The organism is Roseibium sp. MMSF_3544 (genome assembly GCF_030732845.1).
In the GTDB taxonomy this organism is placed as follows: domain Bacteria; phylum Pseudomonadota; class Alphaproteobacteria; order Rhizobiales; family Stappiaceae; genus Roseibium.
In genome coordinates, this window is the sequence record NZ_JASHKA010000012.1 from 21,898 (window position 1) to 46,957 (window position 25,060).

Below are 25,060 nucleotides of genomic sequence, written 5' to 3' on the forward strand. Positions count from 1 at the left end.
TCAATGTGCGTGAAGTTCAGACCTCATCCCAAAGTGGATCCTTCCTATCCAGATGAGTAAAAAACAAAGAGGGGCCACTTGGGCCCCTCTCTCATTCCCTGGATCGGGCGACACACGACCGGTCAGGCCGCTTGCTTGCCCGAGCGCTGAAGCGCCTGTTCGGCGGCCTTGCCTGTGAGTTCCGCCATATGGTCGAACCCGGACGTATAGCTCGCCACGCCGGCGGTCGCCGATCTCAGCTCGATGATCAGATCACCGATCTCCGCCTCCGGCATAAGCGCCTGAACCTCATCCCAGCCCGGCCAGTTGGGACGCGCGTCGAACCCGAGCAGCTGCCCGCGCCGCGCCGAGACGATCGCATTCACCCGCGCCGTGGCATCGTTCGGGCAGGCAATCACCACCTTGTGGATCGGCTCAAGCAAGACCGGTTTGCATTCAGGCAAACCTTCCCGGATCGCCAGAATACCTGCCATCTTGAAAGCCTGGTCGGAGCTGTCGACCGAATGGTAGGAGCCGTCGGTCAAACAGACCGCCACATCCACGACCGGAAAGCCGAAGGTGCCACGTGTGAGTGCATCCTGAGCGCCATCTCTCACGGACGGAATGTACTGCTTGGGAACAACACCGCCCGTGATCGTATCCGAGAACTGAATGCCCTCCCCCCTTGGAAGCGGCGAGATTTCAAGAACGACATCCCCGAACTGCCCGTGTCCGCCGGACTGTTTCTTGTGGCGGCCACGCACAGAGGTCTTGCCCCGGATAGTTTCGGCGTAAGGCACATGTGGCGTGTGTGCCGTAACGTCCAGGCCGTATTTTCCGGCAAGCCTTTCCTGGGCGACCCTGAGGTGCATCTCGCCCTGTCCTTTCAGAAGGGTTTCGGCCGTTGTCTGGTTCTGGCTGATCGACAGTGATGGATCTTCTTCCACCAGTTTCGTCAAGGCAGCCGACAGCCGGACCTCGTCCTTTCTTTGCGCAGCCGCGACCGCCGTCGCCAACACCGGACTGCGCGGTTCTGCGGTCGAAAGGCTGGCGATCGGCCCTTCCGCGTCGCTCAAAAGATCCCCGGTCTCAACATGGTCCATGCGTCCGAGCGCGACCAGGTCTCCCTTGCTTGCCGAGGCAATCTTGCTGGCGTGCTGGCCGAAGATCGAAAACAGTCCGGAAACCTTGACCTCGTCACTGCCGTTCCTGAACAGGCTGTCCCCATCAGAGACCTGTCCTTCCAGAATTCTGGCAACGGACAGCTTGCCGCCATGCTGGGTGTGCAGGGTTTTTACAATCTGGAACACAGCGCGGCTCTCGTCGTCCAACAAGCGCTGTTTGAGGGCGTCAACGCCCGGTGCTTCGTGACGAAGCGCTTTCAAGAGGCGGCTGACGCCATTGCCGTGATCGGCGGAACCGAAGAATACCGGACAAATCAATCCGTCCTGCATTTCCTTGACCAAATCCGCAAACACAAGGTCGCGATCGGGGGCGATATCCTCCAGAAGCGCTTCCATCAGGTCGTCGTCATGATCGGCCAGATGCTCGAGCATGGTGAAACGAGCTTCGTGTTCGCGCGTCCGGTCTTCATCGGACATGTCGATCTGCGTGCTCTCTTCTTTCTCGTGATAGACGTGAGCCCGTTCAAGCGCCAGGTCGATGAAACCGGTCGCCTGGCCATTCTCCCAGATGGGGATCTGTCTCAGAACCAGCGGAACAGCGGACGCCGGTTGCAGCACGTTCAGAACATCGCGCACGCGGCGGCTGCTCTTGTCGATCTTGTTCAAAAACAAAACCCGCGGAATGGCGCGGGCTTCAAGAGCTTTCAGGATGAGCTGCAGGGCTGGAACCTTGCGCTCGTCGTCCTCCGCAACGACAACGGCCATGTCAACGCCGCTGAGAGCCCCGTCCATCTCGCTCAGGAATTCCACGGATCCGGGACAATCGACAAAGACGAAGTTGTCACCCAGATATTCGGTATTGGCGATGTTGATTTCCACGCTCATTCCATGAGCGCGCGCTTCCGGCGATGCATCGCCGACGGTGTTTCCGTCGGTCACAGTGCCCTGCCGGGCCAGCTTGTCCGTCCGCGCGAGCAAAGCCTCCAAGAGACTTGTTTTGCCGCTGCCGAACGGACCGACAAGGGCGATACAGCGCGGCGTACTGCCGGCAGCTGATCCTTTTCCGTTTGTAGAGTTTGCCATAATGAGCCTCCCGTATGTTCGAGGATATCCCCCGTAACAACGCGGCATGGCCGGTGAGGAACGCGGGCCTGCCGCGTCACGCCCGGATGGGGCCGATGGCTTGAATTCCGGCGTCAAACAACGCCGGCACCTTGGTTAGACGGCACATCGACCAAGGGCGGTCTGCCATCGTCGCGCCGAATATGGCTTGAAGGCAAGGGAATATTACGTCGCAGCGCAGCATTTACCGCGAATTTCGCTCATAAGCCGCGGATATTATTAAGCTTTTCCTTAGTGTTGTTATGTATGCATTCTCCACCGGCCGATGCATCCGGCACGCGGGCCTTTGAGAGAAGACAAAATGGCCAAACGACCAAAGAAACGTGCGAGCCTCCAGGAAATCCTGCAGTCGACTTCCCTTGCCCTTTTCCCGGCCCAGGACGGCAGGGCCGTCATCAGTATCGACACGGCCGACAGCGAAGGAGATACTGCGCTTCATATCCTGGCCCACCGCGGCGACAGATATGGTTGCCGGGTCCTTCTTGAAGAGGGTGCGGACCCAAACCTCCAGGGTGACCTTGGCTACACGCCGCTTCACTACGCGGTGATGAAAGAAGATCAGGATCTTGCCGCATTGCTGCTGGAATATGGAGCCAATGCGGGTGTCTCCTCAGAGTTCGGCGAGACACCTGCCGCAATGGCCCGGGAAAGAGGCTTCAAGCCCGCCGGGTTGTGATCCGTTCGGTCTGCTTGGGCCGACAAACAAAAAACTCGACTGTGCAGGTGTGCTCATGACGTTCCGAATTGGTCTTTGGGGTCTTGCTCTTTTCGCTCTGGCTTCAGGACAAGCTGCAGCCCAGACCAATCAGCTGCGTGGCCTGCCCCAATCCGGAAACTCGCAGCTTCCGTCAGCAGAACAACAGCTCAACCAGAGCCTCAGCCGCCAGCGAAACGACTTTTCGACCCAAATGCGGATCGACAGGGCCAACCGGCTCAACAGAACGGAACAGATCAACCGCCTCAATGCCCAACCGGAGCCTTCGGCAGACCCTTGTGCGGGATCCGGGTCGCCCTGCGATATCAAGGAATGAGTGGCGCCGGCCTGCTCCGTAACAGAGCGGCCGGCAGTGTCATTAGTTGATGGCTTCGAGTGTCAGTTTGCTGACACCCAGCGTCAGGTTGGTGCCGGTCTGGCTTTCGAGGCTGAACGGGTTCAGCGCGATCGAACGATCGAAGCCGCCAAGCAGTGCGTTGGCCTTGATCCCGGCACCAAGGCTTGCGCCTGCGGTTACGCCGCCGTAAGTGCCTGCCAGCAGTCCCGGTTTGCGGTCGGCGGACGGTGCCAGAACACCCCATACAAGTGTTGCTTCCTTTGTTGTGCCGATATCAAGACCGTAGTCCCGGACATTGCCGCGATAATACTCGATGGCGCCGCCATCAACCGGCTTGAAGCTGCAACCGAGCTTCGCCGAAGACCCGACGATAAAGCTGTGCTCGCCTTCAACCAGGCAATTCAGCGTCCCGATTTCAACCTTCGGAGTGTTCTCCGATGCCTGTGCGGGAAGAGTGATCGAAAGAACAGCGGCAGCAAGCGCAATGCTCAAAGAGCGCATATTGAAATTCTCCATATCAAGAGCGGTCCCGCCTTCCTGAGGAGAAGGCGGGAACAACCGTGATATGCAACCCCATCACGTCAAAATCTGGGCATGAGTGTTACGTCTTCGTCATGCGGGCGGACATGAAAAAGGGCGGCCAAAGCCGCCCTTCTCGTTCCTGAACCTAAGGCCCGGAGGGATTACTTCAGATTTCCGCAGAAACGCTGGATGCGTCTGCACGCCTCTTCCAGGGCCTCAGTGGATGTTGCATACGAAATCCGAAAGTTGGGACCGAGCCCGAAGGCGGACCCGTGAACAACGGCGACGCCTTCCGTTTCAAGAAGTTCGGTGACGAAATCCGCATCGTTTTCAATCACCTTACCCGATGGTGACGTCTTGCCGATTGTGCCTGCACAGGACGGGAAGACGTAAAACGCACCTTCCGGCACCGGGCAGGTGATGCCGTTTGCCTGGTTCAGCATGGCGACGACCAGATCGCGGCGCCCCTTGAAGGTTTCGTTGTTCTTCGGAATGAAGTCCTGAGTGCCGGACAAGGCTTCTACGGCTGCCCACTGCGCGATCGAGCAAGGATTTGACGTCGACTGGGACTGGACCTTTGCCATCGCCTTGATGAGATCGGCCGGTCCGCCGGCATAGCCGATCCGCCAGCCGGTCATGGAATAGGCCTTCGAAACACCATTGACAGTCAGCGTGCGCTCCTGCAGCGCCGGTTCAACCTGTGCCGGAGTGGTAAACTTGAAGTCGTCATAGACCAGGTGTTCGTACATGTCGTCGGTCATCACCCAGACTTGCGGGTGCTTCACGAGCACATCGGTCAGCGCCTTCAACTCCGCTTCGGTATAGGCAGCGCCGGATGGGTTGGACGGTGAGTTGAAGATCAGCCACTTGGTGCGCGACGTGATCGCCGCATCAAGCGCCTCGGGGGTAATCTTGAAAGTCGACTTGTCGGCTTCCACGATGACCGGCTCACCACCAGCCAGCAGCACCATGTCCGGGTAGCTGACCCAGTAAGGCGTTGGAATGATGACTTCGTCGCCCGGATTGAGCGTCGCGATCAGGGCGTTGTAGAGCACCTGCTTGCCACCGGTGCCGACGGTGATCTGGTTGGGCGCGTAAGTCAGCCCGTTTTCCCGTTGAAACTTCTCAGAGATGGCGGCCTTGAGCTCCGGAATCCCGTCGACGGCGGTGTATTTGGTCTTGCCGTCATTAATGGCCTTGATCGCCGCTGCCTTGATGTTGTCCGGTGTGTCGAAATCAGGCTCGCCAGCGCCGAGACCGATCACATCGCGGCCGGCGGCTTTCAGCTCGCGTGCCTTGTTGGTGACGGCGATGGTCGCAGAAGGTTGTACACGCGCCAATGCGTCAGCAAGAAATCCCATAATGTCCTCCAGGGGAAAGGGAATTAACAGCGAGCGGACCGTAAAACCGTGCGTGTCGGAAGACAAGAGCTAAAGCGGCGCAAACAAAGAAAGCTGGCGAAAAAACAGGTGCTGGCCAGGGGCATTTCCCAACACCGTTTCGATGGATGCCACACTGGCTTCCATGTCTCACATGACGTAGCTGAAATGGCGATGGATCCTTGACGGCAACTGCGTTAAGGCGCCAAACTTCCAGTTGGTTTTTTATGGTTGTTTGAATTCCTTTTCCGACGTGAGGCAAACATGTTGCAATTGATCAGCAGACTCATAGTGATATTCATTTTTGCAAGTTCTTTTTCTCCAGCACAGGCAGAAGAAAAGCGCATCGCGCTCGTCATTGGGAATGCCAGCTATCAGCAGGCGGTAAGACTCGCAAATCCGATCAACGACGCGGTGCTGATTTCAGGAAAGCTCACCGAGCTCGGTTTCAAGGTCACGCTGGTGCAGGATGCTTCGTTCGAGGAACTGACGCGTGCGCTCAGAACGTTTGAGTCCGATCTTCAAACAGCCTCGACCGGCCTTTTCTTTTTCGCAGGTCACGGAATGCAGTTTCGGGACGAAAACTATCTGCTTGCGACCGATGCGATGATATTCGATCAGCAGGATGTGGTCACGAGTGGCAAGAACCTGAACTCGATCATCAACATGATGGAAGCGACCGTCCCGCTTAGCCTGGTTTTCATCGACGCCTGCCGGAACAATCCGTTCGCAGACAACCTGCGCCAAAAGCTGGCCGGCCGGGCGCGGTCGCTCGGGCTCAACCGCGGTCTCGCCCCTCCCACCGGTACGGCGAACTCGCTGGTTGCCTTCGCCACAAAGCCGAACGAAGTCGCGCTTGACGGCGACACCAGAAATTCACCGTTTACGACTGCGCTCGCCGAACACATCGTGACCCCGAACATTGAGGTCTCGACCATGCTGAAACGGGTGACGCGCGATGTTCTGTCCAAGACCGCCCAGCAGCAACGTCCGGAAGTCGTCGCTTCAATGGATGCCGAATTCTATTTCTTCCACAATCCGGCGCTGATCCAGCCCGTTGTGAGCTACGACAATGATGCTGAAAGGGAAGCTGCGGCAACGATTGCGCTGAAACAGGCTGTCGCAGGCAACACAATTCTCGGCTATCGCACGATCATCGAGAATTTCCCGCAGACTGCGGCGTCCGACGTCGCCGACAGACTGCTCAAGGAACTTCAAAAGGAAGCCGTGTCTGAGCAGACGGGCGGATCTACCCGTCAGGAAACAACAACTTCGCTCTCCGCGCAGACACTGTTGGACCGCCTTGATACGGCAAGCCAGTCCGGCAAGACAATCGAGCTCGCCGCCGCCTCCCCGCAGGCAATCGAAGAAAGCCTCGGTCTGGGAACGGAAGGACTGACGCGTGTTCAGAGCGCGCTCAACATGCTCGGACATGACGCGGGAACACCGGACGGCGTTTTCGGGACGAAATCGCGCACCGCACTCCGGGCATTTCAGGTTGCCAGCAGCCTGGAAGACACCGGATACATCGACCAGAAATCGCTTCTGACCCTGATCAAGGTATTTGAGGAAACACCAAAGGTCTTTGACGGCGAATGGGCGATGGAAGTGCACCGCTTCAATCCGCATCCGGAAGACCCTCATCAGATCAATAGCAGAACGATGCTGGCCTCCGCCAAGCTTCGTTTCCGGAACAATCAGTTCTACCTGCTCAAATGGGTCAATTTCGCGGGCCGATCGCGCAACGATGATCGCAACCCCTTTGCCAGTTTTCGCGGCCAGGTCAATTCGGGCAACAGGCTCGCGTTCCGTTTCGAGGCGGATTACCTCTTTCAGAAAAAGAAGACGCGGTCCGTTGAAATTCTCGGCACCATGCCGCAATTCGTCGCCTACGGGTCACGGCTGAATTTCACAGGGCCCCGGTTGGAAGACAACGGTCCGAAGGACGAAATCTGGATCAGGATAGAACTCAAGCGGCTGCCGCCCGCTTGATGGCATGACCTAAGGCTCAGCTGCGGGTCTCAAGAATGAGCTTCGGCTCGTTCTTTTCCTCGTCGATCAGACTGCACTTGAAGCGTTTCTTCTTCGTCAGACCGTTCAGAACCGACACCGGCACAGACAGGGGCACATCGGACTCCTGCTTCGCTGCTCCAAGCAACGACTGGTAGCTGTCGGGATTGAGGAGAAATTCGGTGACCGGCCGCGCGTCCATAATCTCCGGCGTCAGATGATAGGCCTTCATGGCGGCCTGGTTCGCCGCAATGATCATGCGTGACTTGGCATTGATCACCAGGATCGGTGCGCTGCAGATCTCGAACACTTTGGCAAAATCAACATCGCCGCCAACGTGACCGGCCGAAAACAGGACGCCGCCGACCGTGCCGCCGATGCGGAAGTACATGGCGTCATAGTTGAGATCGAGACTGTCGCTCGCTGCCAGCAGAAACTTGCCGCGCCCAGTCGCGCTGGCCCGCCGCGTCAGCGACGCCAGAGACAGGGAAACAATCGTGCGCCCCACCCGGTTCTGGATATGGGCGATATTCCGCCCAAGGATCAGGCGCGAATCCTCAATCTGAAAGCTCTTCAGGAAGCCGTCGCTGGCAAATCGCACATAGCCGAAATTGTCGACAAGCAAGACGATCCTCGTGGAAGACGCCACGAAATGCTGCAGGATCGGCGCCAGGCCAAGAGCGATCCGTCCGGGATTGTCGTCAGTCTCTCCAATGGAGGGAAAACAGATTGCCAGAATACGCCCGTCGGGCAGTTCATACCGATAAGCAACGATCGGAATACCTGGAATGCGATGGTCCGGCCCGCCGCCCACATCGAACGGGCCTGCCTGCCCTTCCCTTATGGCGCCTTGCACGAGACGCAAAATGGTTTTGCGGTCTTCGGGCGAAAGATGTCGAAGGGCCTCGTTTGAGGGCGCTTCCTGCAAGTCCTTGACTTCGCTATTGAAGCTCTGGGACCCGACCTCGTGCCACAGGATCGTTTTCCGGCTGATATCGGCAATGAAGAACTGGAGACCGGCAAGCGAAAGCGCAGCTACCTCACCCTCTGCCGTTTGCGGCTGCGGTGGGGTTTGCGGCTGCGTCACAGGGTCCTGTGGCTTTTGGGCCAAAGCGCTCTGCGCTGCGTTGAGTGTCATTCCTTGCCCGACCTGTTTGTAACAAGCTCTCCCGAAGGGCAAGTATGGCGCGCAAAAGCAAACAAACACTAAAATCAGCATGTAAAAGTTGGCCGATGCGGCCAAGTTTAGCGTTTCAACGCGGCCATCCTTAAAAATCCAGAGCAACCGCAGTGCCGCAATATCGTCACGAAAACTCTCATCGAATGCCTGATTGCCGTCTGTCTGAGGGCCCAATTTCAATCAAGATTGCGAGCCGGAAGATGATGGAGGTTCGAATGCCGATTATGACATCAAGCCGGGCGTCACGTGCCGCAAGCAGGACCGGGTTCCCGCCGGTCGTGTTGTTCTTGCTGGCCATCGGCATTTTGGTGCTGATGTCGCTTGCGCTTGCACCTTCCCTGGCACTTCCGCTCGTCGCCTTTATCGCCATGGCTGCCGTGACGCGGCTGCTGGCGCTGCGGCTCTACGACGACCTGACGCGGGCAAACGCACAAGACGGTTAGAACAATAAGATCAGGGCCAACTGGCAAGTGAAAATGGCAAATTCTGAAAATCCGAATGGCCGGGGATACGTTCCCGGCGGCAGCGACCTGCGTGATGCAAAGCCTCTCCTGCAGGCGATTTTTCTCGGCATGGTGCTTGCGGTCGCCCTGGTTGCTGCTGCAACGATGGCCAATTCCGATGCCGAAGCCGAAATAAACTCGCAGAAGCCCGGCATTGAACACTCTCAGCCATCAGACCGTCCGAGTAACAATCCGCACGGGTCCTAGGGTACGGAACCGAGATTGAAACCGAATTTGGTCGACGTCCTCTCGGTCAAAACGCCTGTGTGGTAATCAGGGCGACGACGATATATCGCCCGGTTTTTGCGATTGCGACCAGAATCAGAAACGGCCAGAATTTTTCCCTGAGCAGCCCCGCCGCAAGTGTGAGCGGATCTCCTATGAACGGTGCCCAGCTCAACAACAGGCTCCAGCGGCCGTAACGCCGATACCAGGCCGTCGCCTTTTCCAGTTTTTCAGGTTTGACGGGAAACCAGCGGGCGTTTGAAAAACGAACTGCCCCCCGGCCTATCATCCAGTTGACGACAGACCCCAGCGTGTTGCCGAGACTGGCAACCAGCACCAGCACGAAGACGGGTGCAGCTTCCACATAGATCAGGCCGGACAACCCGAGCTCGGATTGAGCCGGTAGCAAGGTTGCGGCCAGGAAGGAAACGGCGAAAAGGCCGAGAAGACTGCTCGTCATGATCGCGGCGGCATACACCTTCTGAGGCCGCGGACGCAAGTGCCCGGGAAAGTCGGTCGCAATGGTTCAGTCAAAAAAACTGCTTTGGTTCAAGCGGCTAGCGCTCAACGCAAAAGGAAATCCCCGGCAATGCGCCGGGGATGACAGGTGAAAGCCGGATCTTCAAGGCATCGCCCGGTGGGTGATGGCGTGTCAGGCGGCCCAGGCAGCGCTGTTTCTGAAGATGGCGCTATTTGCCGCTACGATTGCGACTGCGTTCATGCGGTTTTTCGCACCGAGGCGCGTAATCGCATTGCGAATATGAACCTTCACCGTCGCCGTCGAGACGCCCAGATCATAAGCGATCTGCTTGTTCACCTTGCCCTCGCACAGCAGCAGCAGAATTTCGAGCTGACGCCGTGTGAGTTTTTCACTCAGGTTCAGGGGCAGGCGCAGGCCACCGGTAAAGGGCTTGCTCTGGCCGGTCTGTAAGAGATGCGTATCGAGGGCAAAGGGAGCGTTCATCGTCTTGTTCCAACTTGTAGCGTTTCCATCCGTGATGAATTCACTTTCCCCCAGAGTGCTTATATTGTAAAATGTTAAATAGTTTACTGCGTATTGTTAAAAATTAGCAATTGACTGAGAGCCCGCCATGAACAGGAAGCTTTATTCCGGCCACACCCTGCGTCAGATCAGAACCGATTTCGGGCTCTCGCAAACCGAGTTCGCCAAGAAGATTGGTCTTTCAACGGCCTATGTGAACCAGATTGAAAACAACAACAGGCCGGTCACCGCGTCGGTCCTGCTCACGATCAACCGCATATTCGGGGTCGATCTCGCAGCCTTTGAAAAGAACGACCTCGACCGGGTCGTACAGGACCTTCAGGAGGTTTTCGCCGATACCCAGTTTCACAACTCGGCGGTGAGCCGGCAGGAGATTCAGGAACTGGTCAGCCGCGCGCCCGGGGTCACCAAGGCGATCATGGATCTATACGGCGCGCTGCGCAGCTATCACGACAGAGACGTGCTGGAAGACGATCTTGTCCAGATGAGCGGTGCGGACGAAGCCGGCACAAGCGTGCGAAAGTCTGCATATGACGAGGTCAGGGACTTCTTTCATTACACCGACAATTATGTCGACAGCCTCGATCGGGCTGCCGAGAAGCTCTCTTATGAAATCAGCCTGCACAATTGCCAGAGCAAGTTCGACCGCCTGACCGGCTGGCTCCGCAAACGTTTCGACATCACGGTTGAACAGAACGAGGGCTATGAGGGCACCCTGATCCGCCATCAGGACTACACGAGAAAAATCTCGATCTACCGGGCAATTCCCCAATCCACCAAGAACTTCCTGCTCGGTACCGTCATAGCCGAGCTGTGCGTGAAGGACTTGATCCGGGAAGAGGTCAGACGCGCGGGGTTCCGAACGGGATCGGCTGAGAGCATCGCAACGCTGGCGCTGCGCAACTATTTCGCAGGCGCCCTGCTGCTGCCCTACGACGACTTCCTGCGCATGGCAACCAAGTGCCGGCATGACATCCAGCTCCTGTCGAACCTGATGGATGCCAGCGTCGAGACGGTCTGCCACCGGCTGTCGACACTTCAGCGTCCCGGCGCCAACGGGCTGCCCTTTTATTTCGTCAAGATCGACCGCGCTGGAAACGTCGTCAAACGCCACAGCGCCACCCGCTTCCAGTTCGCCCGGTTCGGCGGGTCCTGTCCGCGCTGGAACGTTCATCAGGCATTCGAGCAGAACTCCAACAAGTTCACCGCCCAGATCGCGCAGATGCCCGACGGTGTCGAATATCTTTGCATCGCCACCAGCATCACCAAGCACCAGCCGGATTATCGCACCGGTGAACGCAGATACGCTCTCGGCATCGGCTGTGAAGTCAAATACGCCGATGCCATCGTCTACGGAGACGGGTTGGCGCTTGACGAGGTGTCGTCTCCTGAACCGATCGGCGTCAACTGCCGGATCTGCCCCCGGGACGACTGCGACCAGCGCGCCTTTCCCGCCATCGACAAGGAACCATTCATCGATCCGGGCCAGCGGGGAATTGTGCCTTACCGCGTCAAGGCAGCCGAATAAGTCGGCATCGTCCAATCGGGATGTTCGCTCTGAATATCCATCTTCGGATGGATTGTCGGTTCGGCTTTGCGCCGATACGGTTAGCCGGCCTTTCTCGCAGCAGCCATGACCGCCCGCCGCGAGGGCAGCTTCAGCCGTTGCAGCACGGCATGCACATGATCCTTGACGGTGGCAAGACTGATGCCGAATGCATCCGAGATCTCTCTGTTCGATTTTCCGGCAATGATCTGTTGTGCAACCTGTCTCTGGCGCGGCGTGAGCGGCGCGAGCAGCTGCTCGTCCGACGGTTGTTCAAAGACGGTCACCAAAGGTGCACCGATCGCGCGGCTGGCGTCCAGATCGATCTTCAAACGCGTGCCGCAACCCGTCAACGGCGCCAGTTCCTTGAGGACGGACGGCGGGATCGGCGCCTGCGGCGCGTCCCGCAGGTCCTTCAAAACGGTCGATAGCGCCTCAATCACGTCGGGATCGACAGACATTCAAAAGGACTCCCCATGAGCAACATGCCCCTGGAAATTGCAAATTTCTTCCTGGCAATGCAAGCCGGACCGTCCGGATCCGACATTCTCGGATCGCTGTTTGCAGAGGACGCCGTTTATTCCGAACCCTTCTCGGGACAAACAGATCCCCATCGCGGGCGCAATGCCATTCTGGCAGCCTTCGCCGCCAGCCGGAGCGATGCTTTCGATGATGCCGTGATCAATCTTGGGGCCGTTGAAATCGACGGTGATACCATCACGGTGAAATGGACCTGCTACTCCCAGGCCATTCCCGGCGGCAGCGGCAGTGGCACCAATGTCTTCACCCTGTCCGGCGGCAGGATCATTTCCCTCGTGACAACGCTGGACATGCCGTGACAGGACTGCAAGTTGCCCGAGGGCGACCTCAGTAGGTCCTTTCGACCGCTGATCCGGACAAAAGCGCCTGGAAAGAATTGCGCAGTTCGTATTGTCTGCGCTCACCTTGCAGGACTTCTTTCAGCTCGCCATTGCCGTCGAAGAGAAGCAGCGTGACGTGAGGGACACCATACCTGTTTGCAAAGGCCTGTCCCTTGTCGGTCCGGATGTTGGCGACCACGTAATCCAGCTCACCGTCCTCGAACATGGCCAGTGCGCTTCGGGTCTCCTCCTGGAGTGCCCGGCAGAGCGGGCATTGCGGATCGTGAACCTGCACGACTGTCGGGCGGCCATTGGCGACCCGCGTCAGATCATGTTCATGCTTCATGCTGACAAAGTTGTTTGCAAAGACGTATCCCGTCCCGCCCAGAAGCACAGCTCCGATCCCGAGATTGCGGGCAAGCCGCAAGACATTCCGCCGGCTTTCCCCGGTTTCAGAACGTGCACCCCGGCTTTTGGTCTGGTGGGTTTTCTTCGCGTTTGATCTGGCTGACTTTCGTTGCTTTTTCATAAGTCACCTGTCTGGTTCTTGCCCCGGCTGGCGGCCTTCTTCAGGCTGCGCGCGAACCGGTCATGTCACGACGATCTCGGCACCGGAACGCACCCGGTCATAAAGATCGATAACGTCCTGGTTGATGAGACGAACGCATCCGGAGGACACGGCCTTGCCGATGGAGTGAGGTTCGTTGGTTCCGTGCAGGCGATAGAGCGTGTCGACATTGCCCTGAAAGATGTAGAGGGCTCGCGCACCCAGCGGATTGCCGAGACCGGGCTGCATGCCGCCATTTTCCGCGCTGTATGGTTCCAGCTCCGGTTCGCGGGCGATCATTTCCGCCGGCGGTGTCCAGGTCGGCCAGGGCCGCTTCCAGGCAATGCGCGCGCGCCCGGACCACTCAAATCCCTGCCGGCCGAGGCCGACACCATAGCGCATGGCAGTCCCGCTCGGTTCCACCAGGTAGAGGTAGAAGTTGCGCGTATCGACGACGACGGTTCCAGGCTCTTCAGGGCTGTTATAGGCAACCCTTTGACGCCTGAACTCGGGTGCAAGGACTCTGGGATCGACCGCCGGAATTGGAAACTCTTCCTGCGGACGCGGCCCGTAGTTCACAAGGAAATTTGCATCCACTCTCGGCTGCACGGGCTCAGGCTGAGGCACGCGCGCAGTTTGTGTGGTGCAGCCCGCGAGCGTCAGAGCGGCCATGCTCAGTCCGCCTGACAGGATCTGGCGCCGTGTCACGAAGTTACTCATTTTGTCTTGTCCGAAACCTTGGGCCTAAAGCACCACTACCTGTGTTCCGAGCGGAACGCGCTCATAGAGATCAACGACATGGTCATTGATCATGCGGATGCAGCCATTTGAGACTGATCGGCCGATGGACCAGGGCTCCGTCGTTCCATGGATCCGGTAATAGGTGTCGCGCCCGTTCTTGTAGAGATAGAGCGCCCTTGCACCGAGCGGATTGTTGATCCCCCCGGGCACACCGTTTGCGTAGCGTGCATATTTCTGCGGCTCGCGTCGGATCATGTTCTTGGTCGGTGTCCAGCGCGGCCATTCCGCCTTGCGCTCGATCGTCGCCCGTCCCCGGAAGGCAAGGCCCGCCTTGCCAACACCCACGCCATAGCGGCGTGCACGGCCCCAGCGCTCCATCAGATAAAGAAAATGATTGCGCGGATCGACAACGATCGTTCCGGGTGCGTAGTTCATCGACAGAAAAACGCGCTGAGGCACATATTGCTGATCCAGCTTGAAATTTCTGTATCTCTTGGTGTGATGCGCGTAGGCAAGTCCGGGCTGCGCAGTCAATAAGGCTGCAGCACCGCCAAGCAACAGGTCTCGTTTGTTCAACACGAGGCTTACTCCTGATATTTCAATAACCTAACGGCGAACCTCAAGGGTCCGCCTCTCAATACGGTCAGATCAGGAATTGGGCGGTTTGGGTTCCAGCCTTTCCGGCACAGAGGTGTGATGACGCACCGAAACCCAGTCCGGATGGTCTTGTCCGGAAAGCGAATTGAACGAAGCCGCAGCCATCACCGCCTTGCATTCGGAGTTCTTGCAGTAAGAGGGTTTCGTTTCCGCAACCGGCTGCTCGCTGCAGCACTCTTTTTCGTGCAATTGCGCGATTGCAAGGTCCATCGTCATGACGACGGGTAGTTCGCTCGCGGACATGCCGACCGACCCGCGCGCGAAGCCTTGTTGCGCGCCGGCGATCAAAAGTCCGATAATGAGCAAAACTCGAAACATGAACAACAATTTACCGAAGCAGGTTAACGAAACCTAGACACACAGGTTCACAGTCTTGTGAACCCTCCGGTGCCGGTTTCCTGCGTTCAGATACTCGGGACCGTTGCCAATGCCCCGGCTGGATCGGTGCTGGAACAGTCCGCATCCAGCATGACTTCAGCAAGCCGGACCGCCGCCGCGACCCCGTCAATGACCGGCACCTTGAACTCAAGACTGAGCTCATTCGCAAGATTTGCCATGCCCGCACAGCCGAGCGCAATGGCACCACAATCATCTTGCTCAAGCGCCTCTGCGATTTCAGCGTGGATCTTGCGCCAGACCCGCCGATCGCCATCTTCCAGATCGAGAACTGGGATATCGGATGCTCTGACCCGGCTGCATCGATGTGCCAGGCCCATTCTCTCAAGGTTTCCTTCCAGCACCGGTATCGATACAGGCAACGTGGTCACGACGGTGAACCTCTCGGCGAAAAGCGCGGCTGTGTGGTACGCGGCTTCGCCGATTCCCAGAACCGGCAGGTCAAATCGTTGCTTCAGCGTCCAAAGTCCGGTGTCGTCGAAACAGGCAATGATCAGCGCGTCAAAGTTCCGGTGCGACGCGGCAACTTCATCCACGAGGGAAAACAGGCCGGGGAGAGCCGCTTCGCCGTCTTCCGCCCCCTGGATGGCAGCGGGACCGGTGGCTGGATTGATGGCCGTAATCCGGCTCTCCGGTCTTGCTGCCGAGCGAGCGGCCTCCCCGATCTTCGCGGTCATGGAGACCGTCGTGTTGGGATTGATGATCAGAATGTCTTTGCTTCGTCCCCCCATCGGCTTGTCACACCATGCCCTTGCCCGCATCCGACCCCTGCCGGGCCTGCCGGCGCCGCAAGAGCACGAATACCGTCAGGAAAGACCCGATGATCAGAAGGGAAAACACCGTCGTGAGCGTTCCAAGTGCATAAAGAACCGGTGACGTCACGTTGGTGGTCATTCCGTAGATTTCGAGCGGCAACGTGTTGTAGGAACCGCTCGTCAGGAGTGTTCGGGCAAACTCGTCATAGGAAAGCGTAAACCCGAACAATGCCACGCCAATCAGCATCGGTGCGATGATTGGCAGGACGACATAACGCACGGTCTGCCAGGACGACGCCCCCAGGTCCCTGGATGCCTCCTCGTAGGATTTATCGAAGCGGTTAAAGACGGCGAACATGATCAGAAGTCCGAAAGGCAGCGTCCAGGTAAGCTGGGCGCCGAACCCGGACGTGGACCAGTGGACCTCCCAATCCAGAATGTTGAAAATCAGGCCGACCCCGAGCGACACCAGGATCGAAGGAATAATCAGACTTGCCACGATAATGTAGAAAAGCGCGCTGGAACCGCGGAACCGGCTGCGAAAGGCAAGACCTCCCATCACCGAAATCACGACCGTAACGGCCATGACCATAAGGCCGAGAAAGAGTGACCTTCTGAAAGATCCCCAGATGTCACCGACAGCCTGTTGCTCGAATAGATCCACAAACCAGTGAAACGACACACCGTTCATCGGAAATGTCAGTCCGCCCTGCGGGCCCTGGAAGGAAAGGATTCCTATCGTGATGACCGGCCCGTAGAGGAAAAGCAGGAACAGAGCGAAAAAGGCCGACAGGGCGTAGAAGGAGCGGCTTCTGGGTTCCATGCTCAAAGCTCCTTTCTGATGTCGACAAAACGCATCATGACACCGATCATCAGCAGGACGGTGCACAGGAGCACGACTGACGAGGCCGCGGCCGCCGGATACTGCAAAAGGGAAATCTCGTTGGAAATGATCCGCCCGACCGACGCACTTTGACCGCCGGACATGTGCCGCACGGTGATGAAGTCGCCCATCACAAGCGTCACGACGAAAATCGATCCGATCATGATACCCGGCTTGGATAGCGGCAGCACCACGTTGACAAGTGTCTGAAAACCGCTGGCTCCGGCATCACGCGCCGCTTCAATCAGCGATTTGTCTATGCGCATCATTGTGTTGAATATCGGAACGACCATGAACAGCGCGTAGAGATGAACGAACGCGAGAACCACGGCGAAATCGGAATAAAGCAGCCATTCGAGAGGCTCATCTATCACTCCGAGTTGCAACAGGCTGGAATTGGCAATGCCGTTGCGCCCAAGAAAGGGGATCCAGGAAATCATCCGGATGATGTTGGATGTCCAGAAAGGGATCGTGCAGAGAAGAAAGAGCACGACCTGCATCGGCAGGCTTTGTACCTGGAACGCCAGGAAATAGGCGACGGTAAAGCCAATGACCACGCAAAAGATCCATGTCAGCGCCATGAATTTCAGCGTCTTCAGATAGGTCGCCCACGTCACGGGCGACGTCAGGTGAAAGGCATAGTTGTCAAAGACGAAGTCAGGGAAGAACGACCATTCGTTATAGTTCCAAAAGCTGACGACGACGATGATGGCGATCGGAAGAAGCAGAAAGAACCCGAGAATACAGGCCAGCGGCGCGGCGAGAAACCAGCTCACCCTCTCCGCCTGGCGGGATGGATCGAAGCGCCGCCGTTCAGATTGTCTGCCCTGATCTGTCCCTGCCCGGCCTTCCGCCGGACAGGGAGCAACATGCGAAGCCGTCATGCCGCGATGAACTCATTCCACTTGCGCACCATGTACTGGTTTTCGTCCATGACGGCGTTCCAGCAGGCAACCGCACCCATACGGTCGTAGAAAGAGCCTCCATCGCGGGTCGCGCCGGCTTTCTCCATCACATCACCGAACGGGTTCACGATGTCTTCCGTTGCCGGCTTGCCTTCGAACCAGAAACCCCATTCGTTTTCAGACATGTGATTTTTGGAAGTCTCCGGTACGGCCGAGTAATAGCCCTGCCGCATCAGGAAGCCGCCGACCCAGCCATCGAGGTACCAGTTGATGTACTCGTAGGCCGCGTCCAGCTCCAGACCGGACAGATTTTTGGACAGGCCAATACCGCCACCCCAGGACCGGTAACCTTCCTTGAGCGGTTGATAGACGCAAGGAATGCCTTTGGAGCGAACGGCTGTAATCGCCGGCGACCACATCGACTGAATCACGACTTCACCCGATGCCATCAGGTTCACGCTTTCGTCGAAACTCTTCCAGAAGGCGCGGAATTGACCATCTTTTTTGGCATTGGTGAAGATCGCCATGGTCTTGTCGATCTCTTCCTTGGTCATGTTACCCTTGTCGCCATACTGAACTTCGCCCATGGCTTCGCAGACCATCGCTGCATCCATGATCCCGATCGAGGAGATGTCGAGAATGGAGGCCTTGCCCTTGAACTCCGGGTTCAACAGCTCAGTCCAGCTCTCGATCGGGCGTCCGATGAGATCGGGGCGAATTCCGAGAGTATCTGCGTTGTAGATGGTTGGGATCAATGTCATCCAACCGGTTTCTTCGCCGGCAAAGCTTTTGCCGTCCGGCCCGTCGACAAACCCGACGGAATGCGGCGCCGTGCCTTGTGCGATTGTTGATTCAGGTGTCAGCTTCCCGCTTTTGAAGATGCCGACAATCTTGTCGTAGTTCTTGATTTTTGACGTATCCATGGGCTGAAGATTGCCCGCGCCCCAGACCTTCTTGCAGATCCAGTATTCGATGTCCGCAATGTCGAAGGACTTGGGCTGCGTCGCCGCCCTTTGGGTTACGCTGTCACTGTCGAGTGCGGTCATTTCGAGCGTGAAGCCAAGATCTTCCTTCACCTTGGCCGCGACCTCGTTGAGGTTGGAAACGCCGGTTCCGAACTGGCGCAGTGTTACGTCCTTGATGTTCTGCGCCCAGATGGTCGGAAATCCTGTAACGGCGCCTGATCCGAGCGCAGCACCGGCGGCGGCCGCACCGCCCTTCAGGATGCTTCGACGGCTAACAATATTCCTGTTTTCCTTTTTTGTCATGACTGCTTCTCCTCATCCCCTTTGGAGTAGTGCCTCTTTCGCGAGGCCTTGCGAGGCGGCTTAGGCCGCCAGGTGGTGCGCATCTTCCGGCTTCCAGGAGAGGAAAACGGTTGCGCCTATTTCAATCGGATCATTGAAGAAAACCTGGTCCGGAAGCGCCACCGTCAGGTCACCGACCTCCGGTGCGACAAGGGCCAGGTTCACGGTGGTGCCCAGATATTCCACGTCTTTGACGCTTGCCGCATGCCCTTGTTCTGGTGAGCCTTCTTTTTGAATGAAAAGCCGGTCGGCTCTTACGGCAATCGGGCCGCCGTCGACCTGAAGCACGTTATGCCCCCCGATAAACCGGGCGACGAATTCGGTTAGCGGCGAATTGAAGACATCTTTCGGTGACCCGGCCTGTTCGATGACGCCGTTGTTCATGACGATGATGTCATCGGCCAAAGCCAGGGCCTCATCTTGAGAATGCGTCACATGGATGAAAGAGATGCCGAGCTCGCGCTGCAGACGCTTCAATTCCAGCCGCATCCTGATCCTCAAGAAAGGATCGAGAGCCGAAAGCGGTTCATCCAGCAGGAGAACGGACGGTTCCGTGATCAGCGCGCGCGCCAGTGCGACCCGCTGCTGCTGACCTCCGGACAGCTGCGATGGCAGGCGCGACGCGTAATCGACCATGTCGACAAGCTGAAGAAGGTCCAGAGCACGCGCATGCCGGCTCGTCTTGTCGATGCCGCGCATTTTCAGTGAAAATGCAACGTTGTCGACAACACTGAGATGCGGAAAGAGCGCGTAGTTCTGGAACATCATTGCGGTGCCGCGCTTGGCAGGCGGCAAGTCGGTGATGTTGTGTGTCCCCAGAAGTATGTCTCCCTCGCTGACATGCTCATGACCTGCAATCATGCGCAGCGTCGAAGACTTGCCGCATCCCGAAGGTCCAAGCAGGCACGAGTAGGTGGCCGCTTTAAATCGATGGCTGACGCTATCGACAGCAATCGTTTCACCATATCGCTTGGTTGTGGCAACGAGTTCCAGATCTTCTGTTTTCTTCATAAGACAGCTCTTGAAAACGACGTAGTCTCGAACTGCCTTGCAGGCTCTGTGCCAACTTGGTCAAATCCAGCGTTTCTGCCAATTCCTGTGATTTACAGAAACCTCAGACCGGAAAACGCGCACAAAAATTAATCAGAATAAATACAGAATGATGAAAAATTGTATACAATCAAATTTGCTATCGAACACAACAAACGTTATACAATATAGGTGCTATCGCAAGCCACAAGACGAAGACGCCATGGCCCGAACAATGACTGCGCCGAATGGATTTGGCGCCGCAGCTACGCATGACACCTTTCCACTTCCTCCGGGGCGCACGCTTGATATTTGTCTGAACCTTCATTCAGCCATTCTCGAGCATCGTCTTTCTCCGGGAATGAAGCTTTCGGAAGACGAGGTTGGCGAGATATACGGCGCAAGCCGCACGGTTGTGCGGGCAGCGCTACAGGCGCTCGCCCACTCGGGACTGGTCAACATCGAGCGCAACCGTGGAGCATTCGTCTCACGTCCCAGCATTCGCGAAGCCCAGGAGGTCTTCGAAGCACGCGCGCTTATTGAACCTCGAGTTGCCCGTCTTGCCGCCGAGGTGATCGGGGCACCGCACATTAAACGGCTCAACAGGCACCTGGATGCTGAACACGCGGCGATTGACGCCGGCGACAAAGGCAAAGCGCTCTCACTGTCGGGAGCGTTTCATATTGCGATTGCGGATATCGCGGACCAGCAGGTGTTTTCACAGATGGTTCGTTCCCTGATATCCCGCTCGTCACTTATCATTGCCCTTTATTGGAAACGGGCCGATGCGACCTGTGAGAGCCATGCCCATCATGCGCTCATGAAGGCTTTTTCCGAAAAGGACGGGTCGGCAGCGGAAGAAATTCAGAAGAGCCACATAATCGACCTGCATTCAGGGCTGGACCTCCGGGAGAAAAAAGAGACCGCGTCGTCCTTGGCGCAAGCTTTGAGCCGGGATTGACGAATTTCGCGCTTGGTCCAGCACGATCAATTGGACCTGTTTCCTTAAGGTGAAAGTCAGGTCGACAGCAATTTGGTCCGGGCGGTTTGAAGAAAGCGCGTAATTTCCAGTCCGAGGCTCGCCTCGATGTCGATCTCAAGATCGGTGTCTTTTTTCAATTCCGCCTTCAGCTCTGGAAGTTTCCAGACGATAACGCGCGTCGGTTTGGTCACCTGCACCGAAACAGGGGCGGTATAGTCCGTATCTTTGCTCAGGAAGGCAGCAGCGCCCACAAACCGACCTTCACCCAGCGTGTCCATGTGGGTGCTGTCCATGTCGACACTTATTTCCCCCTCAACGATCAGCGTCAGCTCTTTGACTGGATCGCCCTGTGCCATCAAGACGGTCTCGGCGGGAATGGATGATCTGCTTCCCATCCGAAAAAGCTTGTAGGCCTCGCGCTCGCTCATGTTGCGGAGGGCAAGCTGGTAAAGCCGCCTCTCTTCCGCGCTGAGCGGCACCGGTCTGCGGTCCAGAAGCAGCCTGATGATCCAGTAGATGTTGATCGCGATGAAGACCGAGTTCCACGCGATCGCGGCCCAGAGTGTGTCGACCTGGAAATAGTAATACGGCAAGAGCATCGTGGCGCCGACAACTGTCAGAATGCGCAGCCAAAGAATGTCCCGTACCGCATAGGAAAAAAGATAAATTATATTCGCTACGGTGATTAAAACATCTAGCCCAAACATGGAATCGCCTCGTCCCGGAGTGTTAGCGATTTCATCCTAGGGTCAGGACCCGTTAATTTGAATGCATTGGTTGGTGACGGTTTGTCCTACGGCGACCAGCCGCCGCAAAGAGTGCAAAAACCGTAACTTGACGCTGCGTTAATTATGCGGCTGACTCTTTGTCTTTAGTTTCTTTACCGCTGCTTGCGTCACTGGTTTTTAGGCACGGCCAGCATTGGGAGGCGTCACAATGAAATTTGATCTTGGAACCTATTCGCGAAAAATCTCGACCTCCTCCGAAGACGTGCAAAACCTGTTCGACCAGGGTCTGGTCTGGCTGTACGGCTACAATCATGAGGCTGCTGCCGTCTGTTTCGAAGATGCCATTCGGAAGGACCCCAAGTGCGGCATGGCCTATTGGGGCCTAGCATATGCAATCGGTCCCAACTACAACAAACCCTGGGAATTTTTCGAGCCTGACGAGCGCGTTTCCACGCTGCAACGGGCCAGGGAAACGGTGGACGCGGGGATGGCGCTCAGCAACGACCTGCAGCCGGTCGAAGTCGCCCTGATTGACGCAATCGGCAAACGCTTCCCCGACGATCCGACAGTTGAGGATTACATGCCCTGGCACGACGCCTTTGCCGACGCGATGCGTCAGGTCTACGCGGCGCACAAGAACGATCTGGACGTCGTGACAATCTTTGCAGAAGCGCTGATGAACCGGTCCCCCTGGCAGCTTTGGGACCTTCCCAACGGCATACCGGCCGAAGGGGCTTCGACGCTGGAAGCCCAGGCAGCTCTGGAGACGGCTTTCAGCGAACGAGCCGACGCCTGGGACCACCCGGGCCTGTTGCACATGTATATCCACCTGATGGAAATGTCGCCGACACCGGAAAAGGCGCTCAAGCACGGCGACAGGCTCGTGGACCTGGTTCCGGAAAGCGGCCACCTGTGCCACATGGCCACCCATATCGACGTCTTATGCGGCGAATACCAGAACGTTGTCTGGCGCAATCACAGGGCAGCTGATGTCGACCGGAAATACGAGGAATTCGCAGGAAGTCAGAACTTCTATACGCTTTACCGCATTCACAACGTCCATTTTGAGGCCTATGGCGCGATGTTCCTTGGTCAGCCGGAAAAAGCCCTGGCGGCATCGGAAGAACTGATGCGCATGCTGCCCGACGAAGTCGTCCGGTTCATGCCGGACCTGTTTGAGTCCTTCTACGGCAAGAAAATCCACGTCATGGTCCGTTTCGGGCAATGGCGCGAGATCCTGGACGAACCGTTCCCGGAAGATGCGGATCTCTACAGTTACACCACCGCTGCCATCTTCCAGGCCCGCACCGTCGCGATGGCAAATCTTGGACTGATGGAGGAGGCAGCACGGGAGCGCGAACGCGCAATTGCTGCCCGCGAAGCGGTCCAGGAAAGCCGGATGGTCTTCAACAACACCGCCGATGACGTTTTGGCTATCGGTCAAGCGATGATGGACGGCGAACTCGCATTCAAATCCGGCAAACGGAAAGAGGGTCTGGAGCATCTGCGCCGGTCAGTCGAACTCGATGACAATCTCCTATACGACGAGCCCTGGGGCTGGATGCAGCCGACCCGTCACGCGCTGGGTGCGCTGTTGATGGAAGACGGCAGGTACGAGGAAGCAGAAGCTGTCTACCGGGCAGATCTCGGTCTGGACGATACGCTGGCAAGAGCCTGCCAGCACCCTCAGAACATCTGGAGCTTGCATGGTCTTCACGAGTGCCTTGTCCATCGCGGCGAGCTGACGGAAGCCAAGCATGTGAAACTCTTGCTGGATAAAGCTGCTGCGCGCGCGACCGTCCCCGTCCACGCGTCCTGCTACTGCCGCAGCAAGGCAAAAGCTGCTTGAAATCCTTCAGCGCTGGTGTTCTAGAAGCAGCCCAACCTGGCGCGAATGGTCTCAATATCTTCGGCCGACTGCATGCCTGCCGGGAATGCACCCAATCTCCCATTCGCGCCGCACTGGATAATCCTGACCGACGCATCGATCATTGCAGGCGTGTCGGTAAAGGCGATCAGACCCGATCCCAGAACCGTGTAAAGACCGTCCGGTTTCGGTTCGGAAAAGTATCCTTCCACCTGGATAACGCCGACCTTGGCGTCGAAAAGGCCTGTTTCCAGCTGTTCCGCCTTAATCCCACCTGGAACCGGAGTGCCCACGACGCGGACAAAGTCACCAGGTGACAGGTGCCGGGGAATGATCCCCTGAAGGTCTGTTCCGCCAATTTTCTGCGGCTCGCCAGTCGCGGCTTCAAAGAAGCTGCCGCTGACTTGCGCCGGTCCTTGCCAGCCGGGCAGAACCTCCACCGCCGTGGCAAGAACACGTGCCCCCTGCCAGAGCCCGCTGACCGCGACCCAGTCGCCTTCATTGACCGCAACAGATAAAGTTCCAAGCGTTACGTCCGTTCCCAAAACGGTCAGCGACCCGCCGCTTATTCTTTCGACCGGTCCGACAAGAGGAAGAACCTGGCGAATATGCTCCGCCCGCCAGATATCGTCCTGAAGCCGCGCGACGACGGCGACCGTGTGTCCGGGCCTGAGCTCACCGGCCGCAATTTCAGGCACCGATCCGCTTACGTTCATACCGTCCGCAATCTCGATCTTGTGGCCGTTCACATAGATACTGCCAAGATCAGTGATGACCCCGGCAATGCCCGTTCCAACGACACCGCCCTCACGCTCTTCGCTGTCCTGCGCAAGTGTCTGACTGATGTTGAAGAAAATTGCTGCTGCGGCAATGAGGCGGACGAGCACTGTCACCCTTCCTTGTCTTCTGGAAACGTAGGCAGGATGTAGGTGCCGGCGGCAAAGCGGCCTTTCTGGTCACTGTCCTGATCCTGGTCCTGCAATTGACGGGCCCGGACGTTGATGTCCTGAAGCATTTTCTGCGCTTTTTTAGCCGAAATCGCACGAAGTTCTTCAACAGATGCCGCGGACAAATGGGTGTAGCGCACGGCACGGTCGAAGTGGCGGGGTGTATCTTCTTCCGCGATCAGGTTGTGCGTTGCCGCGGCCAGGTGGGCAGACAATGTTGCCCGATAGGCGGCAACCTGCTCCGCGCTTCCGGCAGTCGGCACGAACGCGTTGCTCAAAAGCCGGTAACGCCCATCTTCCAAGCGGTTGACCAGTTTTTGGTCGACAAGGGTCTTCAGAACCGTTCCAGGTGCCATGTCGATCCGCGCCTGCCGCACAAGGTCGTCAAAACCTGGCGCATCATCGGCACTCTTGCGCGCAAGGTCTCTCGGGGCGTTGTCGTCGTTCAGAAATTGCGGCGCTGTCGACCAATAGCCGACGACAAGCGCGGCCGCACTGCAACTGCGCTTTTCAGGTGCGTCGGTGTCTTCATTTCGCAGGCGCTTGACGTCTTTTCGGTGAAGACCCGTCAGGGCGCTCACCTTGCTGTCGCTCACCGTGGAATCGGACACTTCTTCGGCGGCGCTCACAAGGGCCTTCTTCAAAGCTTCGGTTGCTGTCCCGATCGTGACCCCACGCGCAACCATCGCTTTGGCAAGCGGTATTAACAGGTCGGCAAGCGCTGTTTCAAACGGGTCCTTGGGTCCGATCGACATATTATTCCATAAGGTTCGTGGGCTTAGGTAAGTAGCACTCTTTCAGTAAGTTCCTG

General features: G+C 57.5%; 28 protein-coding genes. 9 read left to right on the forward strand and 19 right to left on the reverse strand.

Annotation, left to right across the window (positions count from 1 at the left end; all coding sequences use genetic code 11):
* Positions 1–122: 122 nt before the first annotated feature.
* On the reverse strand, positions 123–2,186 hold the full coding sequence (locus RBB47_RS17810; RefSeq protein WP_305987217.1) for an elongation factor G: 2,064 nt from the start codon (positions 2,184–2,186) through the stop codon (positions 123–125).
* Positions 2,187–2,526: 340 nt separating this feature from the next.
* Between RBB47_RS17810 and RBB47_RS17815 the strand changes: the two genes are divergently transcribed.
* Entirely contained in the window at positions 2,527–2,901 is a 375-nt protein-coding gene (locus RBB47_RS17815) for an ankyrin repeat domain-containing protein (protein ID WP_305987218.1), read from the forward strand.
* A gap of 55 nt (positions 2,902–2,956) precedes the next feature.
* Positions 2,957–3,256 carry a hypothetical protein gene (locus RBB47_RS17820; protein WP_305987219.1) on the forward strand — a complete coding sequence of 100 codons (300 nt, stop codon included), beginning with the start codon at positions 2,957–2,959 and terminating at the stop codon, positions 3,254–3,256.
* Between the two features lie 42 nt (positions 3,257–3,298).
* Here the strand turns inward: RBB47_RS17820 and RBB47_RS17825 are convergent, their stop codons facing one another.
* Together RBB47_RS17825 and RBB47_RS17830 are read right to left on the reverse strand one after the other, a co-directional pair.
* The gene (locus tag RBB47_RS17825; RefSeq protein ID WP_305987220.1) at positions 3,299–3,778 is read right to left on the reverse strand and encodes a DUF992 domain-containing protein; all 480 of its coding nucleotides are present in this window, start codon (positions 3,776–3,778) and stop codon (positions 3,299–3,301) included.
* A 182-nt stretch (positions 3,779–3,960) separates the two neighbouring features.
* The gene (locus RBB47_RS17830) at positions 3,961–5,160 is read right to left on the reverse strand and encodes a pyridoxal phosphate-dependent aminotransferase (RefSeq protein WP_305987221.1); all 1,200 of its coding nucleotides are present in this window, start codon (positions 5,158–5,160) and stop codon (positions 3,961–3,963) included.
* A gap of 309 nt (positions 5,161–5,469) precedes the next feature.
* Between RBB47_RS17830 and RBB47_RS17835 the strand changes: the two genes are divergently transcribed.
* Entirely contained in the window at positions 5,470–7,170 is a 1,701-nt protein-coding gene (locus RBB47_RS17835) for a caspase family protein (protein WP_305987222.1), read from the forward strand.
* A gap of 16 nt (positions 7,171–7,186) precedes the next feature.
* Here RBB47_RS17835 and RBB47_RS17840 read toward each other — a convergent pair whose 3' ends face one another.
* Positions 7,187–8,326 carry a hypothetical protein gene (locus tag RBB47_RS17840; protein ID WP_305987223.1) on the reverse strand — a complete coding sequence of 380 codons (1,140 nt, stop codon included), beginning with the start codon at positions 8,324–8,326 and terminating at the stop codon, positions 7,187–7,189.
* 257 nt (positions 8,327–8,583) lie between these two features.
* Here RBB47_RS17840 and RBB47_RS17845 point away from each other — a divergent pair, with 257 nt between their 5' ends.
* Both RBB47_RS17845 and RBB47_RS17850 read left to right on the forward strand, forming a co-directional pair.
* Complete coding sequence (locus RBB47_RS17845) at positions 8,584–8,811, forward strand: hypothetical protein (protein WP_305987224.1); 228 nt, start codon at positions 8,584–8,586, stop codon at positions 8,809–8,811.
* 33 nt (positions 8,812–8,844) lie between these two features.
* A complete protein-coding gene (locus tag RBB47_RS17850) occupies positions 8,845–9,078 on the forward strand; it encodes a hypothetical protein (RefSeq protein ID WP_305987225.1) in 234 nt (77 codons plus the stop codon).
* A 46-nt stretch (positions 9,079–9,124) separates the two neighbouring features.
* On the opposite strand, the gene RBB47_RS17855 is transcribed toward RBB47_RS17850, so the two are convergent.
* Both RBB47_RS17855 and RBB47_RS17860 read right to left on the reverse strand, forming a co-directional pair.
* A complete protein-coding gene (locus tag RBB47_RS17855) occupies positions 9,125–9,556 on the reverse strand; it encodes a YqaA family protein (protein ID WP_305987226.1) in 432 nt (143 codons plus the stop codon).
* A 192-nt stretch (positions 9,557–9,748) separates the two neighbouring features.
* Complete coding sequence (locus tag RBB47_RS17860; RefSeq protein ID WP_305987227.1) at positions 9,749–10,060, reverse strand: helix-turn-helix transcriptional regulator; 312 nt, start codon at positions 10,058–10,060, stop codon at positions 9,749–9,751.
* A 127-nt stretch (positions 10,061–10,187) separates the two neighbouring features.
* On the opposite strand from RBB47_RS17860, the gene RBB47_RS17865 reads away from it, so the two are divergent.
* Positions 10,188–11,627 carry a short-chain fatty acyl-CoA regulator family protein gene (locus RBB47_RS17865; protein WP_305987228.1) on the forward strand — a complete coding sequence of 480 codons (1,440 nt, stop codon included), beginning with the start codon at positions 10,188–10,190 and terminating at the stop codon, positions 11,625–11,627.
* A gap of 80 nt (positions 11,628–11,707) precedes the next feature.
* On the opposite strand, the gene RBB47_RS17870 is transcribed toward RBB47_RS17865, so the two are convergent.
* On the reverse strand, positions 11,708–12,106 hold the full coding sequence (locus RBB47_RS17870; RefSeq protein ID WP_305987229.1) for a helix-turn-helix transcriptional regulator: 399 nt from the start codon (positions 12,104–12,106) through the stop codon (positions 11,708–11,710).
* 15 nt (positions 12,107–12,121) lie between these two features.
* Between RBB47_RS17870 and RBB47_RS17875 the strand changes: the two genes are divergently transcribed.
* Complete coding sequence (locus RBB47_RS17875; RefSeq protein WP_305987230.1) at positions 12,122–12,484, forward strand: nuclear transport factor 2 family protein; 363 nt, start codon at positions 12,122–12,124, stop codon at positions 12,482–12,484.
* Positions 12,485–12,512: 28 nt separating this feature from the next.
* On the opposite strand, the gene RBB47_RS17880 is transcribed toward RBB47_RS17875, so the two are convergent.
* The 9 genes from RBB47_RS17880 to RBB47_RS17920 form a co-directional block, all read right to left on the reverse strand.
* Positions 12,513–13,034, reverse strand: a complete 522-nt coding sequence (locus RBB47_RS17880; protein WP_305987231.1) for a thioredoxin family protein — start codon at positions 13,032–13,034, stop codon at positions 12,513–12,515.
* 60 nt (positions 13,035–13,094) lie between these two features.
* A complete protein-coding gene (locus tag RBB47_RS17885; protein WP_305987232.1) occupies positions 13,095–13,772 on the reverse strand; it encodes a L,D-transpeptidase in 678 nt (225 codons plus the stop codon).
* 24 nt (positions 13,773–13,796) lie between these two features.
* Positions 13,797–14,351, reverse strand: a complete 555-nt coding sequence (locus RBB47_RS17890; protein WP_371932814.1) for a L,D-transpeptidase — start codon at positions 14,349–14,351, stop codon at positions 13,797–13,799.
* Positions 14,352–14,441: 90 nt separating this feature from the next.
* Positions 14,442–14,768 carry a hypothetical protein gene (locus RBB47_RS17895; RefSeq protein WP_305987234.1) on the reverse strand — a complete coding sequence of 109 codons (327 nt, stop codon included), beginning with the start codon at positions 14,766–14,768 and terminating at the stop codon, positions 14,442–14,444.
* An 86-nt stretch (positions 14,769–14,854) separates the two neighbouring features.
* Positions 14,855–15,577, reverse strand: a complete 723-nt coding sequence (locus RBB47_RS17900; RefSeq protein ID WP_305987235.1) for an aspartate/glutamate racemase family protein — start codon at positions 15,575–15,577, stop codon at positions 14,855–14,857.
* Positions 15,578–15,584: 7 nt separating this feature from the next.
* Positions 15,585–16,424: an ABC transporter permease gene (locus RBB47_RS17905; RefSeq protein WP_371932811.1), complete on the reverse strand. Its 840-nt coding sequence runs from the start codon at positions 16,422–16,424 to the stop codon at positions 15,585–15,587.
* A 2-nt stretch (positions 16,425–16,426) separates the two neighbouring features.
* Positions 16,427–17,368 carry an ABC transporter permease gene (locus RBB47_RS17910; protein ID WP_371932812.1) on the reverse strand — a complete coding sequence of 314 codons (942 nt, stop codon included), beginning with the start codon at positions 17,366–17,368 and terminating at the stop codon, positions 16,427–16,429.
* Entirely contained in the window at positions 17,365–18,657 is a 1,293-nt protein-coding gene (locus RBB47_RS17915; RefSeq protein ID WP_305987238.1) for a PotD/PotF family extracellular solute-binding protein, read from the reverse strand. The genes RBB47_RS17910 and RBB47_RS17915 overlap by 4 nt, the downstream gene beginning before the upstream one ends.
* 60 nt (positions 18,658–18,717) lie before the next feature.
* Positions 18,718–19,707, reverse strand: coding sequence for an ABC transporter ATP-binding protein (locus tag RBB47_RS17920; RefSeq protein WP_305987239.1), 990 nt, complete (start codon positions 19,705–19,707; stop codon positions 18,718–18,720).
* 241 nt (positions 19,708–19,948) lie between these two features.
* On the opposite strand from RBB47_RS17920, the gene RBB47_RS17925 reads away from it, so the two are divergent.
* Complete coding sequence (locus RBB47_RS17925; protein WP_305987240.1) at positions 19,949–20,686, forward strand: GntR family transcriptional regulator; 738 nt, start codon at positions 19,949–19,951, stop codon at positions 20,684–20,686.
* 56 nt (positions 20,687–20,742) lie between these two features.
* Here RBB47_RS17925 and RBB47_RS17930 read toward each other — a convergent pair whose 3' ends face one another.
* The gene (locus RBB47_RS17930; protein WP_305987241.1) at positions 20,743–21,414 is read right to left on the reverse strand and encodes a cyclic nucleotide-binding domain-containing protein; all 672 of its coding nucleotides are present in this window, start codon (positions 21,412–21,414) and stop codon (positions 20,743–20,745) included.
* A gap of 229 nt (positions 21,415–21,643) precedes the next feature.
* Between RBB47_RS17930 and RBB47_RS17935 the strand changes: the two genes are divergently transcribed.
* On the forward strand, positions 21,644–23,284 hold the full coding sequence (locus tag RBB47_RS17935) for a hypothetical protein (RefSeq protein ID WP_305987242.1): 1,641 nt from the start codon (positions 21,644–21,646) through the stop codon (positions 23,282–23,284).
* Between the two features lie 20 nt (positions 23,285–23,304).
* Here RBB47_RS17935 and RBB47_RS17940 read toward each other — a convergent pair whose 3' ends face one another.
* Both RBB47_RS17940 and RBB47_RS17945 read right to left on the reverse strand, forming a co-directional pair.
* A complete protein-coding gene (locus RBB47_RS17940; protein ID WP_305987243.1) occupies positions 23,305–24,189 on the reverse strand; it encodes a DUF5666 domain-containing protein in 885 nt (294 codons plus the stop codon).
* A gap of 2 nt (positions 24,190–24,191) precedes the next feature.
* Entirely contained in the window at positions 24,192–25,004 is an 813-nt protein-coding gene (locus RBB47_RS17945; RefSeq protein ID WP_305987244.1) for a DUF6502 family protein, read from the reverse strand.
* Positions 25,005–25,060 lie beyond the last annotated feature (56 nt).